At 55.6% G+C, this 17,075-nt stretch carries 15 protein-coding genes; 11 read left to right on the top strand and 4 right to left on the bottom strand.

All coding sequences use genetic code 11. The annotated features are described in order from the left end of the window. The first annotated feature begins 57 nt into the window (after nt 1-57). Nucleotides 58-1,143 carry an IS110 family RNA-guided transposase gene (locus OHL23_RS08235; RefSeq protein WP_263351300.1) on the top strand — a complete coding sequence of 362 codons (1,086 nt, stop codon included), beginning with the start codon at nt 58-60 and terminating at the stop codon, nt 1,141-1,143. Nucleotides 1,144-1,630: 487 nt separating this feature from the next. Here OHL23_RS08235 and OHL23_RS08230 read toward each other — a convergent pair whose 3' ends face one another. The 4 genes from OHL23_RS08230 to OHL23_RS08215 all read right to left on the bottom strand — a co-directional run bounded on the left by OHL23_RS08230 (nt 1,631) and on the right by OHL23_RS08215 (nt 4,276). After that, complete coding sequence (locus tag OHL23_RS08230) at nt 1,631-1,921, bottom strand: nuclear transport factor 2 family protein (protein ID WP_263351299.1); 291 nt, start codon at nt 1,919-1,921, stop codon at nt 1,631-1,633. Nucleotides 1,922-2,016: 95 nt separating this feature from the next. Then, on the bottom strand, nt 2,017-2,619 hold the full coding sequence (locus OHL23_RS08225) for an NADPH-dependent F420 reductase (protein WP_263351298.1): 603 nt from the start codon (nt 2,617-2,619) through the stop codon (nt 2,017-2,019). Nucleotides 2,620-2,713: 94 nt separating this feature from the next. Continuing rightward, nucleotides 2,714-3,481, bottom strand: coding sequence for an SDR family NAD(P)-dependent oxidoreductase (locus OHL23_RS08220; protein WP_263351297.1), 768 nt, complete (start codon nt 3,479-3,481; stop codon nt 2,714-2,716). A gap of 60 nt (nt 3,482-3,541) precedes the next feature. Beyond that, a complete protein-coding gene (locus OHL23_RS08215) occupies nt 3,542-4,276 on the bottom strand; it encodes an SDR family NAD(P)-dependent oxidoreductase (RefSeq protein WP_263351296.1) in 735 nt (244 codons plus the stop codon). Between the two features lie 316 nt (nt 4,277-4,592). Between OHL23_RS08215 and OHL23_RS08210 the strand changes: the two genes are divergently transcribed. The 10 genes from OHL23_RS08210 to OHL23_RS08165 all read left to right on the top strand — a co-directional run bounded on the left by OHL23_RS08210 (nt 4,593) and on the right by OHL23_RS08165 (nt 17,063). Further along, the gene (locus tag OHL23_RS08210) at nt 4,593-5,573 is read left to right on the top strand and encodes an AraC family transcriptional regulator (protein WP_263351295.1); all 981 of its coding nucleotides are present in this window, start codon (nt 4,593-4,595) and stop codon (nt 5,571-5,573) included. A 195-nt stretch (nt 5,574-5,768) separates the two neighbouring features. Beyond that, the gene (locus tag OHL23_RS08205) at nt 5,769-6,164 is read left to right on the top strand and encodes a BlaI/MecI/CopY family transcriptional regulator (RefSeq protein ID WP_263351294.1); all 396 of its coding nucleotides are present in this window, start codon (nt 5,769-5,771) and stop codon (nt 6,162-6,164) included. Beyond that, nucleotides 6,161-7,519, top strand: a complete 1,359-nt coding sequence (locus OHL23_RS08200; protein WP_263351293.1) for a M56 family metallopeptidase — start codon at nt 6,161-6,163, stop codon at nt 7,517-7,519. The genes OHL23_RS08205 and OHL23_RS08200 overlap by 4 nt, the downstream gene beginning before the upstream one ends. A gap of 53 nt (nt 7,520-7,572) precedes the next feature. Continuing rightward, nucleotides 7,573-10,065, top strand: coding sequence for an ABC transporter permease (locus tag OHL23_RS08195; RefSeq protein WP_263351292.1), 2,493 nt, complete (start codon nt 7,573-7,575; stop codon nt 10,063-10,065). Between the two features lie 226 nt (nt 10,066-10,291). Further along, nucleotides 10,292-11,710, top strand: a complete 1,419-nt coding sequence (locus tag OHL23_RS08190; protein WP_263351291.1) for a PQQ-binding-like beta-propeller repeat protein — start codon at nt 10,292-10,294, stop codon at nt 11,708-11,710. Then, a complete protein-coding gene (locus OHL23_RS08185; RefSeq protein WP_317891658.1) occupies nt 11,707-12,072 on the top strand; it encodes a PadR family transcriptional regulator in 366 nt (121 codons plus the stop codon). The genes OHL23_RS08190 and OHL23_RS08185 overlap by 4 nt, the downstream gene beginning before the upstream one ends. A 778-nt stretch (nt 12,073-12,850) precedes the next feature. Beyond that, nucleotides 12,851-13,456, top strand: coding sequence for a Kelch repeat-containing protein (locus OHL23_RS08180; RefSeq protein WP_263351290.1), 606 nt, complete (start codon nt 12,851-12,853; stop codon nt 13,454-13,456). Nucleotides 13,457-13,539: 83 nt separating this feature from the next. Then, nucleotides 13,540-13,950, top strand: coding sequence for a kelch repeat-containing protein (locus OHL23_RS08175; protein WP_263351289.1), 411 nt, complete (start codon nt 13,540-13,542; stop codon nt 13,948-13,950). A gap of 123 nt (nt 13,951-14,073) precedes the next feature. Further along, nucleotides 14,074-14,418: a PadR family transcriptional regulator gene (locus OHL23_RS08170; RefSeq protein ID WP_263351288.1), complete on the top strand. Its 345-nt coding sequence runs from the start codon at nt 14,074-14,076 to the stop codon at nt 14,416-14,418. Nucleotides 14,419-14,426: 8 nt separating this feature from the next. Beyond that, nucleotides 14,427-17,063 carry an ABC transporter permease gene (locus OHL23_RS08165; protein ID WP_263351287.1) on the top strand — a complete coding sequence of 879 codons (2,637 nt, stop codon included), beginning with the start codon at nt 14,427-14,429 and terminating at the stop codon, nt 17,061-17,063. Nucleotides 17,064-17,075: the final 12 nt, after the last annotated feature.

Here is a 17,075-nt window from a genome sequence, read left to right as displayed (position 1 = left end):
TATTCCTCCCGATAAATGGGATGAGCAGGTCCTCCGAAGGAGGAGCAGACTGTTCCCATGAAGAAGCGTGCGCAACACCTCATCGCGGAAGTATCCCTGAAGCGTGGCCAAGTTGAGCTGACGATCGGCATCGACCTTGGCGACGTTTGGAGCCATTACTGCACCCTCAACCAGCAAGGAGAAGTGATCGATCGAGGCCGCTTTCGGACCACGCCGAAGGCCATCGATAAGTGGTTCACCGACGTGGCTCATGCTCGAGTGGCGATGGAGGTCGGCGTGCATTCGATCTGGATCAGCGAACAGCTCGAACAGCTGGGCCACGAGGTGATCGTCGCCAACGTGCGTGAACTGCGGACGATCTCACACAGCGATCGTAAGAGCGACGATGTAGATGCGGAGAAGCTGGCCCGTTACGCGCGGCTCGATCCTGAGATCCTCCGGCCGATCCCGCATCGCACGGTTGAACAGCAGGAAGCCCTGACTCTTATTCGTGCTCGAGAGCTTCTGGTTCGACTACGCACTGCAGCGGTGAACGCTGTGCGTGGATTGACGAAGACTTGCGGTCACCGCATGCCAGCTTCGTCCACCAAGTGCTTCGCACAACGAGGTCAGGCTGCGCTACCGCCTGGGCTGAAGCTGGCACTTGGTCCGATCCTTGGTCAGATCGCGGACATGACTCTGAAGATCAAGCAGTACGACCGTGAGATCCAACGTCTGACTCAGACCGCATATACCGAGACCGAGGCCATGATGACGATTCATGGAGTCGGCCACATCACTGCGCTAACCTTCGTGCTGACGCTCGGAGATAAGGCACGATTCAGATGCAGCCGAGACGTTGGCTGCTATCTTGGGCTTCGACCAAGACGCAGTCAGTCCGGCGAACGTGATCCGCAACTCGGCAAAACCAAGGCTGGTAGCGCGTATCTTCGAAGTCTGCTGATCGAGTGTGCCAACCATATCCTGCGACCTCATGGCCGAGACTCGGCGCTTCGACAGTGGGGCCTGCACCTGGCCGCCAGAGGCGGCAAGCAGGCGAAGAACAAGTCCGTCGTGGCGGTTGCTCGCAAGCTGGCTGTGCTCCTTCATCACCTTTGGACTACGCAGGAATCGTACATCCCGTTCTATCACCAAGCCGCGTAAAGTTTGTCCGTTGCATCGACACCGCGTTCCGATGACTGCGTCGGCGTTTTGGCTTTCCAAGGCCGTCCGATAAATGGCAGCATCGACTCTCCTCTCGAACCCCAACCGGCACCGAGCCCAGACCTCATCCGACTCATCAGAGTGCGAATACAAACCCGGTGGAGAGCAACATCAAAAGCAACGACAACAGCAAAAGCAAAGGCCCTGATAAGGAAAAATATTTGACAGTTGGGACCTGCTCATACAAAACGCCCTTATCGTCAGAGGAGCATGGAGACGATCAGCAACCTCTCGATAGCGATCACATCTCAGTGGCGCTCCGGCGAAAACGCACGCCCGAGATCGATCAGTTTCGATGGGTTAGGGCCTGGGGCTCGCGTCCGTCTCGGATGCCCGCGCCAATGCTTGCGTGTCGATATATTCCTGAACCTTCGTCAATTTGCCATTTTGAAGCGTGATATCGAAGACCCAATGGTCTTCAAACGGTTTATTCGTGGCTTTGATTCTCCCAGTAGCGACGCCGATGACCAGGACCCGGTCTCTCTGCGCTATGAACTCGGGGGGGCTCTGGGTACGAAGTTTCCACCGTTTCGTTAGCCTTCTGAAGTAAATTCTCCAATCCCGCGTGCCCGCGGTGCGTGCCGGCCAGCGGCCAGTTCTCGCCCGGAACGATCCACTCAATATCTTCGGCAGCCAACGCCAGCAGTCCTTGCTTATCGCGGCTGCCGAGTGCCGCAAGAAAATTCCTCACAACCTGGACATTCTTTTCGATGCTCATCGAAATCTCTCCTTTTCTCTTAGGTCAAGTGCGTCCGATCGAATCGGACGTCCGGAACCAACCTTCTCGGGCCAAATCACACGGTCGACGATCGATTACTGCTCCTTCTTGAACAAATCCTGGAAGATGAGTCGACCCCAAGTTTTACCGCGTGCGTGCACTAACGCGCCACCCTCGTTAAACCTTCCGAGCTTGACGGGAGCGAACCCGAGTTGTTTCGCCAGATCCACCACGGGAGCGAACGCGTCATCGTCGTCGCTCGAAAGAAAGACGACGCGATGCCCGCCCTCTACAACCGGGTCGGTAGCCAGCTTGGCCGCACCTAGGTGATTGAAGCCCTTCACCAACTTGGCGCCGGTAAACGACTTCGCCACGAAGGCGGAGGAAGGGAGGCCGTCCAGCTCTTCAGGTGGGGCTGGAAACGAGTTCATCGCATCGATGATCGTCTTGCCTTTCCAACTCGGCAGGGCTTTCGCAATCTCGCGATGTTCCCCGAACGGTACCGCCAAGATGATTGTGTCGGCGTCGAGTGCATCCTGCAGCGACTTGGCGACGACCGTGGCTCCAATCTCCCAAGCCTGCGGCGCTAACTCCCCGGGCTTCCGGCGGCTAGCGACGGTGACTTCAATGTTCTTACGAGCGAAGGCGTGGGCGAGAGCCTGACCGATCTTACCGAATCCTACAATTGCATAGCTCATCATGTTCTCCGATCTGGTGTTAGAACTAAAGGTTTGAGAAGCGTGATCCCAGGACTGGCGGAGCTGGAGCGCCAGCCCCGGAACCGCGCCGAGATCAGACCTGCGCCATGCCTCCATCGACGGCGAGATCCACACCGGTGATGTAAGAACTTTCATCAGAGGAGAGGAATACGACTGCTGCCGCAATTTCCTCGGGCATGCCTCTGCGACCCATTGGGATCTGCGAGGTAAACTGGGCGACCGCTTGCTCGGCCTGTTCAGCTGTAAGGCCCGTCGTCGTCGCCAAGGCCGGGGTATCGATTGGTCCGGGGCTCATCGAATTCACCCGGATGTTGCGGTCTTTTAGCTCCATAGTCCAGCCGCGCGCGAAGTTGCGCACAGCCGCCTTACTGGCGGCGTAGGCGGTAAAGCCTGGAAGCCCCAGCACGTTTGAGACAGAAGAATTCAGGACAATCGAGCCGCCGTCTTTGAAGAGGGGAAGGGCCTTCTGCACCGTAAAGAACATTCCCTTTACATTCACATCGAAGGTCTGGTCGAAATGTCCCTCGGTAGCCACCGCGAGCGGTGCGATTGTACCTGCGCCCGCGTTCGCGAACAGAATATCGATGTGACCATGTTTCTCTTTCACGACGGCATAGAGCCGGTCCAGATCCTCCAAGCGCGACACGTCGCCCACGACCGTCGTAATGTTTCTCTTGATGATGGCTGCGGCCTCCTTCAGCTCTTTCTTCCGTCGCCCAGTGATCACGACGTGCGCACCCTCTTCCACGAAGCGCTTGGCGGTGGCCAAGCCAATCCCGCTGCTGCCGCCTGTGATAACCGCAATTTTGCCCGCCAATTTCTGTCCAAGATTATTACTCATATGTTTTCTCCCTTTTGTTTTCGTTGTTTTTCTGTTGAATCTACGGAAAGGCGTAGTGCGTCAGATTTGCGCCAGGCCGCCGTCGACGGCGAGCTCGCTAGCAGTCATGAAGCTGCTGTCATCCGACGCGAGAAAGGCAGCAGCAGCCCCGATCTCCGCCGGATCGGCCATGCGCTGGAGCGGAGTCATCGCGGCGTAGACCTTCTGGCCCTCCTCGCCTAGCGCTGCCTTCGCGAGTTCGGTCGTCGTCGCTCCGGGCGACAGCACGTTTACCCGGATGCCGGTGCCCTTCAGGTCTTCCGCCCAAGTCCGTGCGAGGTTCCGCACTGCCGCCTTGCTCGCGCTGTAGACGCTCATTGTCGGGGCGCCCGTGGTGCCGGCGCTCGAACCGGTCAGAATAATCGAACCGCCCTTGCCCATCAGCGGCAGCGCCTTCTGGACCGTGAAGATCGTACCCTTCACATTGGTGTCGAAGGTTTCGTCAATGTGCTCGGCAGTGATCTTACCGAGCGGAAGCGGGCTTCCCGCCCCGGCATTGGCGAAAACGATGTCGAGGGTTCCGCGCTCGGCCTTCACCGCCGCGTAGAGTCGGTCGAGGTCGGCTAGATCGGAGATCGAACCTTGTACCGCGCGGGCATTGGGCCCGAGGTCAGCGACAGCGGCGTCGAGCTCTGCCTGCCGGCGGCCGAAGATGAAGACGAAGGCGCCCTCCTCGATGAAGCGCTTTGCTGCGGCGCGGCCGATGCCGGTAGCCCCACCCGTGATGACTGCAACCTTACCTTGAAGCTTTCCCATGTTTACTCCCTTCGGAAATTGTGAAGCATTCTGTACACTAAGGTAGATTCTTTGGCGGCGGACGAAAACTGCTCAGGAGTCCAAGATTTTTGTCTATTCGTCCAGAAAGATGGCTACAATGAGCTGTCTTGCACCTTTTTGTTGGAGCTCGGACGCGCGGCTCGAGGAAAATGAGTTTTGACGCTGAAGGAAGGAGAATGTCCGTCTAGGTGAGGCCTCTTCTACCTGCAGCTTCGCTTGTCCGACAAGCGAAGCTGCGCAGTTTCGTACAGTCCTCACGGAACACTATGCATTTCAAGAGCAGATGGAGGCTCAGTTGGACCCGATAACAGACATCTTCAGAACGATGCACGTAACCGCTTTCGGTCTGCACAGGCTCGAAGCCACAGCCCCGTGGGGCATCAAACAGGAAAATCAGGCGGAAGAAAGACCCGCGCTTTCCGGCAAAAAAGCGCCACCCTCCGATTTGGCGCACTTTGCCATGCTTTCGCGCGGCAACTGCTGGCTGAGTGTGGACGGGATTGCGGAGCCCATTCCCCTCACCGGTGGTGACTGCTTTTTGCTGGCTAAGGGGACTTCGATTGTTTTGCGCGACAGCCCGCGAACACGGCCGAGGTGGACCTTCCGCGAGATCGGGGCCGGGGCCAACGGCAATGTCGCTCTTTGTGGAGGTGGCGGCGCGCCGACGACCATCGTCTGTGGGTCCTTGAGCTTCGATCGCGCCAGCCTCAAGCCGATCACTCAGTTATTGCCGAGCTTCATTCTGATGAAAGCCGATCAGGCACGCACGCTTGCTCTCCACAACACGGTGCAGGCGCTGGCGTCAGAAATGGCAGAACAGGCGCCGGGATCCGAAGTCGTCGCGACTCGGCTAGCCGAGGTTCTATTTATCCAGGTACTCCGGGCGCATATCGCGTCGGGACCGGAACGCAACAAAGGATGGCTTCGTGCGATTTTCGATCCTCAAATAGGCACTGCTTTGGGTGCCGTTCACGACAGTGTGAATACACCCTGGACGGTGGAATCCCTGGCCGAAGCGGCGGGCATGTCTCGCTCCGCATTCGCAGCACGTTTTAAAGAGCTACTCGGACAAACACCGTTGGAATACGTAACCGAGTGGAGGATGCAGAAGGCGATGCAGTTACTCGAACAGCGTGACAAAAAGCTTATAGACGTTGCTCGGTCGGTCGGTTACGAGTCCGACGCTGCGTTCAGTAAGGCGTTCAAGCGAATTGTTGGAGCCAGTCCAGGGGAATACCTCAAACGTGGATTAGAAGACCACGATCAGTCCCGGTAAACGCCTTCCTCGGAAGTACTCCAACACCCGACCGATATAGGCTCAATGAGCGCGTCGCCCTGTAGTCGCCAATTGACTGATTTTCTATTCAACCGATGGCCAGCGCTACGATGCGCTGTCCATCTCCTATGCGCATAGTTGACAAATGCTCCTGAACTCCTATATGCATAGTTGTTACAGGCGAGGATCGACTCGATGCCGAAGAAAACCGGAGTCTTGACCCCATTAGAGCGACGGCTTATGCGTGTGCTCTGGGACAGCGGCGCAGGAAATGTTCAGAAGGTCTTGCAGGGACTGTCGGGTGAGCCTCAGCTTGCTTACACAACAGTCCAAACCACGTTGAATGTTCTCTTTCGCAAGGGGAAGGTAAAGAGAAGGCTCGTCGGACGCGCATACGAATACAGAGCGAGCGTTACTCAAGAGGCTGCCGACTCGCACGCAATCAAAGACGTTTTGCATAGAGTGTTTAAAGGCTCCGTGGATGACCTTCTGTTGACTCTTGTTCGGAGCCGGCAGCTCGACGCCCGCAAACTTGCGCAACTGCAAGAGAGATTAAGGAACGCTGAGAGCAACGAGGAGGAACCGACATGAATCCAGCTCGCGCGATACTATTCGATCTCTTGTTCAACGCGTGTGTGCAAATAGCCCTTTTCGCGATCGTAGCGGCGGCATTGTCATGCCTCATTGCAAAAGCGAGGGCAAAGTATCAGTATCTCCTTTATCTCTTGGTGCTTCTGGTTTCTTTGGTCGCCCCAGCAGTTAACACACTTTGGCATCGGCACTCCACAGGAGCTGCGGAAGGCTTAGCACTGCAGATCTCGTCCAGAGGCGCAGCAAGAAATTACGAACCGTGGATTTTGCGAGACAGCCTTGAGCAACATCAGAGTTTTCTTACCTCACCGGGAATCCAGAGCTTGATGATCGGCGCCTGGGCAGTGCTTGTCTTCTTTCGGTTAACTCGATTCTGCCGCGCCGTTCGCCGGGTCCGCCGCTTAAGACGAGAAGCGCTCGTGCTTTCGTCAGGTGATCTAGGCGTGGCGAGTCAGATTTTCGAGAGCAGACACCGCGTCGCTCTCCTGAAATCAGCAGCTATCGACGATCCCGTGACTATCGGAGCATTTCATCCTGCCATCGTGTTGCCAAGCAAATTGCTCCCATGCCTTGCCTATCAGGACCTTTCGGTGATCTTGGCGCATGAATATGGCCATGTTCGTCGCAGAGATTTTATGTTTCACGTCGCGTGTGAATTGATCTCGCTACCTGTCTCTTGGCATCCCGGCACAAACTACCTGCTGTCAAAAATCTCGCACACGCGAGAGCTCGCTTGCGATGACTACGCAGCCACACGTCTCGGAAAGCGTCGATTCTATGCCAACACACTCGTACGTTTGGCGTCTCTGAGTCTGCATACCTCGAGAGGCAACGCCATTGCAATGGGATTGTTCGATGGCGACAATTTGGAGGCTCGGATTGGAGCGCTGACTGAGAACAGGGTTCAGTTATCCCGCGCCGCTCTTTCGGGATTAATCTTGGCAACGAGTATTGCGATGAGCGTAGGAGCAGTGCTTGCACACGCAATGAGCCTACAAACAAGCTCTGACCTTTCAGCGCCGGGAGAGAAGTTCGCGGGAACCTGGCACTGGATGTTTCAAGGGAGAAGTTTTGCCACCATGACCCTGGTTCGAAGCGGAACCAACTATACAGGGTCTGCCACCCAGTCCCGGATTGCACTGAAACGTGATGGCACTCTGCTTCGAGCTGATCCTTCTGATGACACAACGCCAAAGCAAATTACCAGAGCAACTCCAGAGGGTGCCTCTTTGCACGTCACCGTGGAGGACGGATTTCAATTCATTTTGACTGAAAAAGACGGCTCCAGAGCCGAAATCCATCCGGTTGGGGCACCACCAAACATGAAATCTATAGCTGCAGAGAAGGTGCGTTAGCAATCGTCGGAGTGCCGCTTGAGGGATTGACTGAATCCAAGGGAGGTGAATAAATGCCCATACGTTCATGGCAACCTTTCGGTTGGCTCGGAGATGAATGGCAATGCCTGCGGTTGACGATTCGTTCTCTTTCCAGAACTCCAGGTTTTACATTGATTGCGACCCTCGTTGTTGCCCTGGGTATCGGTGTGAACACCGCGGTCTTTTCGGTGGTGAACGCCGTGCTCTTTCAGCCCCTGACCTATCCCGAACCACAGACTCTAGTGCAACTGCTAACGACGAGTGACCGCGAGCCGATTCCTATCGCAAGTATTCCCGAATACAACATCTGGCAGCAACAATCTGCCATCTTCCGTCAGGTCGCCGCATACGACTGGGGTGGGGCAGGAATAAATCTAACTGGTGGAAGCCATCCCGAGCAGGTGAGGGGTGGCCATGTAACAAGCGACTACTTTCCACTGTTTGGCGCACCGGTAATCGCTGGACGGACGTTCACTGCATCAGAAGATAGTCCCAACGGTGGTCATGTTGTGGTTCTGAGTTACGGTTTATGGAAAAGTCACTTTGGCGCAAACCCCAATATCGTCGGTTCTAGTATCCAGCTAGATGACCAATCCTGGTTGGTGATAGGCGTCATCGGTCGTAAGTTCGTTACCGATACTCCGATCGACTTGTGGATACCTTTTCAATTGAATCTGGACTCGCGGGAGATGGCGCGCCAATTTAACGTGGCAGCGAGGTTGAAACCCGGCATAACTATCGCCCAGGCAAACGCGCAGCTATTGCTTGCTGCCGAGCAATTCCGTCGTGGCTATGGACCCGACGCTCTGCCACCCCACGGCGGATTCCGCGCGGTATCCCTGCAAGAGTCTTTAGTTGGTACAACCCGCTTTCCGCTAATGATTCTCCTTGGAGCCGTTGGCTTCGTTCTGCTCATCGCCTGTGCGAATGTGGCAAATCTACTCCTGGCTCGTGCTTCAGTTCGTAAACGTGAGTTTGCGATCCGGACGGCTCTGGGAGCTGGGCGCGGAGAGATTGTTCGGATGCTTTTGATGGAGAGTCTTACGCTATCGATTACAGGTGGACTCCTCGGTTTAGTCTTTGGGTTCAGTGGTGTGCGGCTTTTGCTGCGAATCAGTCCGGGCGACATACCTCGAATCGGGGAAAATGGATCGGAAGTTTTGCTCGATTACCGGGTTATGCTCTTCACCCTTGGCATCTCAGTCCTGACCGGTGTTCTCTTTGGTTTAGCCCCGATTATTTCTACGTCGCGTCCAGATATCACTTCTTCTCTTAATGAAAACTCCAGTCGTTCTGGCACTGGCCTTCGGCATGGAAAGGCCAGTGCGCTTTTCGTTACTGGCCAAATGGCTTTAGCTCTGATTCTTGTCATTGGAGCTGCATTGCTTATTCGAACGTTCCAGAAGCTGGAAAGTGTCAATCCCGGCTTCACAACCCGGAATGTGCTAAGTGCGTCGATGTCCATAACCGCCAGCCGCTTTCAGAGAACCGAACCCGTTGCCCGGATCGTTCGTGACGGGCGTCAGCGCCTTCTGTCTGTCCCCGGTGTAATCGATGCGTCTGCGAGTTCGTGCCTCCCTCTGCAGGGTTGTTTCGGTATGGGCTTTGACGTATCAGGACGTCCTAAAGGCAACGCGCCCTCGACCGGAGTTGGAGGTCTGTTTTCCGTTTCGAGTGGCTACTTTTCAACCTTTGAAATTCCTGTGCTACGCGGTCGTTCATTCACCGAGCATGATGGTAGCGCAGCACCTGGAGTGATCATCATTAACCAAGCAATGGCCCGACAATATTGGCCCGATGGAGACCCACTGAGGGATCGCATTCAGATCGGAGCAGGCGGCCCGCCATTAGAGTCCGGGACGCGACAGGTCATCGGCATCGTGGGGGACACTCGCGATGCTGGAGTCAGCCGAGACCCATTCCCTACGATGTACATCCCTATCGCACAGATGCCGGATGCGTTGACGGCCCTCAACTTCCAGGTCGTCCCTCTGTGGTGGATCGTACGTAGTCAGGTGAGCCCGTACTCCGTGAGGGGACCTATCGAATCGGCATTAGGTGAAGCCACTGGGGGCTTACCAGTTGCTGAGGTGCGAACCATGGACGAGGTCGAAGCGCGCGACACAGCTCGTCAACGTTTCAACATGGTTTTGCTGACGATCTTCGGCATCGCTGGATTACTTATGGCCGCCATCGGGGTGTATGGTGTGATGTCCTATTCCGTTCAGCAGCGCACTCAAGAAATGGGGGTCCGCATGGCTCTGGGAGCGCAGGCCTCCGATCTGCGCAGAATGGTGATTGGCCAGGGCATGCGGCTTGCTCTGCTCGGCTTGATCGTCGGATTAGGCGGAGCATTTTATCTCACACGCTTTCTGAGCAGCTTTCTCTTTGGAGTTAAGCCGTGGGATCCAGTCGCCTTCATCTTTACTCCACTACTTCTTGGTGCGGTCGCACTTTCTGCCATTTGGATTCCAGCACGCAGAGCAACTCGCGTCGATCCAATGACGGCCCTCAGGCTCGAATAGCCGAATGCAGCCTTAATTCCAGCGAACGGGAGAGCCAATTCTAATGATCGTTTTTTGGAGACTGGCGATGCGATGCATGCCCTTTCCGTTCTTGATCGCGGGGTTTTCCGTTTGCGCGCAAAATATTACCACCTCTCAGTATGACAATATACGGAACGGCGCTAACAAACTTGAAAGCACCCTGACTCCGCGTAATGTCAACGTAAGGCACTTCGGAAAAAGGTTCGTGCTCAAAGTCGATGGAGACGTCTATGCACAGCCGCTGTTCCTCGCTGGATTAGACGTTCCTGGCAAAGGGCGCCACGATGTGTTGTTCGTCGCTACTGAGCATGACAGTGTCTATGCCTTCGATGCCTATGGCCATCCCTCATTGCCACTCTGGCACGTGAGCTTTCTCAGGAAAGGTGTGACGACTGTCCCAGCGGACGATGTTCAATGCCCCTACATCGAGCCGGAAGTCGGCATCACCTCGACACCTGCAATCGATCCGGATACCGGCACGTTGTATGTGCTCGTACGCACGAAGGAGCAAACAACGCGGTCTACGCAATACACTCAGCGATTGCATGGGCTGTCGGTCACGACCGGTCTCGAACAATTCGGGGGCCCCATTGAGATCAGAGCGACCATCAATGGAAAAGGGACGGGTAGCGAGTCGGGGAAGCTGGCTTTCGACCCGTTGCGCGAAAATCCCAGAGCTTCGCTTCTGCTCGCAAACGGGTTGGTCTATTTAAGCTGGGCTTCTTCTTGCGATGTCGGCCCTTATCACGGCTGGTTGATGGCCTACGATGCGCATTCCCTCGAAAGACGAGCGGTGTTCAATACGTCTCCCGACGGGGATGACAGCGGCATCTGGGCAAGCGATACGGGGCCAGCGGCTGACGGCGGAGGGAATCTGTTCGTTGCGACAGGAAACGGACGCTTTGATTCTGCCAACGGCGGGCGTGATTATGGGGACAGTCTGCTGAAGTTGGAGGGCCAGAGCTTGAAGATCGCGGACTATTTTGCGCCATTCAACGTTGACAAACTAAATGCTGATGACAACGACCTGGGTTCGGGAGGTCCATTGCTCTTACCAACCCAGAGTGGGCCCCACCCGCATCTTGTGGTTATTGCCGGGAAAGAGGGGACCATCTACCTAATCGACCGCGACCACATGGGTCATCACCGTTCCAACAATGATGGTCAGATCATACAAACCGTGTTAAACCCAGGCGGGGGCGTCTTTGGCTCGATGGCCTTCTGGAATCACAACCTCTACGTGCTAAGCAACGGGTCTAACAGTGCTCTTCGTCAATTTGCGCTGCACAACGGAAAACTGACGCTCAAAGCGGCTAGCGATTCGAAATTCCCTGGCCTAGCTGCGACCCCAACAGCATCTTCAAATGGTATGCACGATGGCGTTCTTTGGGTCCTCCGTTCGCAGGGTGGGAATGTTGATTACAGTAACGCAGTTCTTTATGCCTTTGATGCATCCGATATTTCACACTTGCTCTATACCAGCGAGCAGAACCCGGGTCGGGATCGCGCGGGGCCAGCAGTTCGCTTCAATATCCCGACTGTCGTAAACGGGCATGTCTACGTTGGCGCTGGACATGAAGTCGATGTTTACGGTCTGTTTTCAGATAAGAAGACCAGCAAGTGACCTCAGCCAAAAGACCACCGGAAGCTGGTGAGATCCTGCAGGGTACGCTTGACATGCTCATTCTTCGCACCTTGATGATAGGCCCTGCCCACGGGCACACCATCGCGAGGCTTATTGAACGGACTTCCGAAAATACTCTTCAGATAGAGCAAGGCTCGCTCTACCCAGCGCTGCACCGCTTGAGAGACCGTGGACTTGTGTCTTCCGAGTGGGGAGCCAGCGAGAATAAGCGCAAGGCAAACTTTTATCAGCTTAGCCCCAAAGGGCGAAGAGAACTAGTTGCGGCCGTTCGCCGTTGGCGAAGGATGACCCGCGCCATAGGCCTTATTTTAGGCGACTCCATCAAATCTGTGGAAGAGTGAGGGTATGTCGGGTGCCTATCTAGGATGATGGACCGTGCGACCTGCGCTTTGATGTTCGCCCGCTGAATGAGAACTCGCATGTTCACTACAGTTGCGCTCGACGTCACTGGGCCTGACGTCTCGATCCGATGCAAACACCGAGAATTGAAGGGGCCGGTTACGCGAAGGGTTCCCACTTTGTGCAAATCGTCAATTCACTCATAGAAATTCCCGAAAAGGCATCAATGATGATGTCATCGTGCCCACGTACAACCCGCGATGGACATTCGGCAGAATCGTTCCACGAGGAACCTCGAAAAAAATCCAGATTGAAAATCATCCGAGTCTTGCTGAGGAAAATCTGTGAGCGGGTTAGAAGTGGACTCTTGCCTCTGTAGCGCGTTTCGTAAGCAGCTCTAGAGATTGAACTTAGAAAAGGCACTCCATCTGTCCCAAAGCAGGTCAAGCCGATTGTTGAAGTCTGTTGAAATTAGCGGCTTCTAAGTGCTTTGAAATGTGAAGTGGCATGGCTCCAATCCATGGTTTGGTGATATTTGTGGATCGCTTGTGCTTTGACCGCCACAAAATCGACTACAGTCAGCCATCGCCGATTCCGAGCACACAAACGTACGATTGAGATGTCCGCGCGGCATCCGGCGTCGATAAGCGCGTTGCCCTGTTATCGTCATTTGAAGTCCGTGACTTGAGACTCAGTCTTTGAAGCTTAGTCAAACGGACGCACTGACAAATCAGGTACGCTTGGCGTCCAACATTCCAGGTAACGGGAGGAGGAGCACGAATGAACCTGCGGATCTTCGCGACGGCAACTGGAGCATTCTTGCTGAGCATGCTTTGGGCAGAGCCCGGTAGAGGCGCAACAACCCGTACTGCTGGCATTATCGTTGCGACCGGGCAGATGACCGTAGCGCGATTCGATCACGCCGCGGTCCTCCTTCCCACTGGGCGCGTGTTAATCGTGGGTGGGATTGAGCGCAATGGTGTGATGCAGCCAGGAGCCGAATTATTCGATCCAGCCACGGGTCGCTTTATCACAACCGGAAAACCCATAGCACCGCACGGCTGGGGGGTCACAGCAACTCTCCTTCAGAATGGGAAGGTCCTCGTTGCGGGAGGCTCAACCGGCTGTGATTCACCCTGCTTTACGGCATCGACAGAACTCTATGATCCGGCCACTGGGACCTTTGTACTTACCGGCAAGATGACTGTCCCACGCGCGGAAGCGCGGGCAGTGCTCTTGAGGACCGGAGACGTGCTGCTGGTCGGGGGCGAACCGGCTCCGGACAGTGCTTCAGTACTCTCTGCGGAGCTTTATCACCCCTCGACCGGTACCTTCATTTCGCTGGGCAAGACTCATCTGTCCGACCAACGCAAATTATGCTGCTGAATGATGGCAAAGCACTCGTGATAGGTACTTCAAGTACCGATCTTTATGATCCATCCTCGCGACGTTTCATCAGTACAGGCACGATGACGGTTCCACGCAGCAAGTTCGGCGGCGCGATGTTGCCGGATGGTCGTGTACTCATCGCTGGCGGACAAGCCGGTGGCCCATGGGGAACACGCGTGACAAGTACGCAGATCTATGATCCGCGAGTGGGCTCATTTTTTCCCGGTCCGGAGCTAAATGAGAATCGCTTTAAGTTGTCAAAAGCTGTGGTCTCGCTTAGAGATGGCCGGGGGTTGATTGCGGGTGGGGCCGATCGACCTGAGGTCTACGATCCAAATTCCGGAGCATTTGTTCCAGTGGGAGGTGCAGCGCTCGATGGATTTCTGTTCTCCACTGCCACATTGTTGGGCGATGGCCGAGTTCTCCTCGCCGGGGGCTATTCAAAACCGGGAGGCACGGGAGTGAACCACGCCTGGCTTTACCAACCATGAATTGCAGCGAAATACAGTGGCGAGCGCTGGGAGTTCGTGAGGGAAACGAAGAGCAGAGCGCAATCTATTAGTCCGAATACACTATTCTTGACATACTTGTTTCAAACTACTATCGTCTAGCGCATGAGGAAGAAAGCCGAATGTCGTGATCTCTTCCCTGGCGCGCTCGAACTGATGATCCTCAAGAGCCTAAGCTGGAAACCGATGCACGGCTATGCGCTCGTGCAACGGCTCAAGGACATTTCCGAGGATTATCTCCAGATTGAAGAAGGATCTCTCTACCCCGCACTGCAGCGAATGTTGAAGGCCGGTTGGCTTAAGACAGAGATGGGGGTTTCGGCCAGAAACCGTCCGGTGCGGATCTTCAAAGTGACGGCGGCCGGCAGGAAACACCTGGAACAGGAGCTTGCGAGCGTCGAAAAGATGTTTGCCGGAGTCACGCGCGTGCTTGCGTTGGCCGGAGAGTAGGAGGCTCAATGATCTGGCTCCGACAGTTGTTGTCACGGCGCCGTCGCTATGACGAGCTCGCCGAGATGATCCAAGAACACCTCGAAGAAAAGATTGCCGACCTGATCGATCGCGGCATGACGCGGGAGCAGGCGGAGTTCGCTGCACGGCGAGAGTTTGGCAATGTGACGCGCATCGAAGAGCGCAGCCGCGAGATATGGCAGTGGCCCAATCTAGAAAGCACCCTTGCCGACATTCGCTTCGCGATGCGCCAGCTAGTCAAATCGCCGGGATTCACGATCACAGCGCTGCTGACCCTTGCGCTCGGGATCGGGGTCAACGTAGCCGTATTCAGCGTCATAAATGCAGTGCTATTGAGTCCGTTGCCTTACAAGAATGCCGATCGCTTGGTGATGATTGCAGAGCAGTCGCCAAAAGAGCCAGTTCCTGCTTTCGATACCTACCGCGAATACGAAGAATGGATCCGCAACAGCCACAGTTTCGAGAAACTTGCCGGCGCAACCTGGGCACGCAATGCAGGTGCAGTTTTCTCGTGGCGTGGAGAGAAGAAGGAGGTCATGGCCGTTCCAGCGACCGTCGCTTTTTTCTCCATGCTTGGAGTTGACGCCGTCCAGGGGCGGACCTTCGCGTCTCAGGATCTCAATAGCGCATGCACCGTGGTTCTCTCGCACTCCTTTTGGGAGGAGCGCCTTGGAGGCGAGCCGAGTTGGATCGGGAAGTCCCTGACACTTGATGATCAGCCCTGCATGATTGTAGGTGTGATGCCCAGGAACTTTTCCTTCTACCCCAAGCAGACGGAACTTTGGACGCTGATCACGCCGAACAGCAAGTTTACGCAAAAGCCGTGGGACATGCCGATTCTCGCGTTTGGCATTCTCAAACCAGGAGTAGGTCGTCCTGCTGCGCAAGAGGAGCTGGCCAGCATCCAGAGGCGCGTTATCACTGAAAATCCCAGCTGGGCGGCAATGAACCTTGAGCCCGTGCTTGAGGACCTGCAATCGGAATTCACCTGGCTCACCGGACGGAATCTTCGCCAGGGGCTGCTCATCCTTTTTGCAGTTGTGGGCATTGTCCTGCTGATCGCCTGCGTGAACGTTGCCAATCTTCTTCTCGGACGGGCTACCGTCCGTCAAAGAGAACTTGGCGTTCGCGCCGCACTTGGAGCGGGCCGGTCCCGCCTCATCCGCCAACTGCTGACTGAGAGCGTGGTGCTCTCATTCTTTGGCGCTTGTCTCGGAGTTCTTTTTGCAGTCCTCTCGGTCCGTTACATTACAACCAAAGGGGTGATGGAGCTTCCGCCGGGCAACCCGATTTCCGTGAACTGGGAGGTTCTGGCTTTTACATTCCTCCTGGCGCTCATGACTGGCGCCCTCTTTGGCGTTATGCCGGCATGGAAGGCGTCGCGGCTTGATCTGAATGAGGTGCTGAAGCAGTCCGGTCGAACCACGTCACACTCAACATTCACTCATCGCACCAGCCGCAATCTTGTCGTGATCGAGGTGGCTCTTTCTCTGATTGTGCTGGTTGCGGCCGGTCTACTGATACAGAGCCTGCTCCGTTTGAAGAATGCCCCTCTCGGATACGAGCGCGATCATCTCTTGACTGCGGATCTTCGTTTGCCGGCCACTTCTTATGCAAAACCCGAGGATACACTCAGCTTCTGGGACAACCTTGAATCAAAACTTGTTTCGCTTCCCGGGATTCAAGGTGTCGCCTTCGCGCCCGCCTTGTCTTTCGAACAAGGAATGGGACCTGTGACCGTTGAAGGGGCTGGTTCTCGGTCGCACGTTGCATCCGCGTCAGATCCCGAATCTATAAGCTGCGCTTATTTCCGTGTTGCTGGGATACCGCTACTTCAAGGTAGAGAATTCTCAGCAGATGATCGTGCCAAGTCGGTGCCAGTGGCGATCGTCGATGAAACATTTGCCAGGCAGTTCCTCCCCAAGGGCGCCGAACTGGGGCAACGGATTAAGCTCGGCAAGCTCGACTCCAAAGAGCCATGGCTGACAATCGTGGGCATAGTAGGAAACGTGTCGCGCCCGACGCTCTTCGAGGGATACTCGCAACGGCCCAGCCTGTATCGACCGCTGCGGCAAGCGCCTGACGGTTCACTATCTATCTTCGCTCGAACAACAGGAAACCCACGCGCGGTCGAGCCAGAGATCGGTCACGCGGTAGAAGCTGTCGACGGCAATGTCCCAGTTCCAACGGTTCAAACCGTCGACGAGGCGTTTTCCTGGTTTACCTCCGAGCCGCGATTGCGAGCGGAGCTATTTGGCTTGTTCTCAGTTCTCGCTCTGATCTTGGCAGCTGTGGGGATTTACGGAGTACTTTCGCAACGCGTCGCTCAAAGAACTCAGGAGATCGGGATCCGCGTCGCTCTTGGCGCGAACCATCAGGATGTTCTGCGGCTAGTCCTCGGTGAGGGCCTCAAAGTTATCCTTGCCGGAATTCTGATTGGAGTGATGGGTGCCCTCGCACTGACACGCCTTCTTTCAAGCATGCTCTATGGAATAGAGACAACGGATCCCCTTACCTTTGGAAGTGTATCGTTCCTACTCTCGGTAGTTGCATTGGTCGCGTGCTATGTTCCGGCACGACGGGCCATGCGTTTGAATCCATTGATAGCTCTACGTTGCGAGTAGCTGGAATGGAGT

This window comes from Acidicapsa acidisoli, from assembly GCF_025685625.1.
GTDB classification, from domain to species: Bacteria; Acidobacteriota; Terriglobia; order Terriglobales; family Acidobacteriaceae; genus Acidicapsa; species Acidicapsa acidisoli.
The sequence above is the reverse complement of the archived record's forward strand: the minus strand, read 5'-3'. Positions and strand labels throughout refer to the sequence as shown.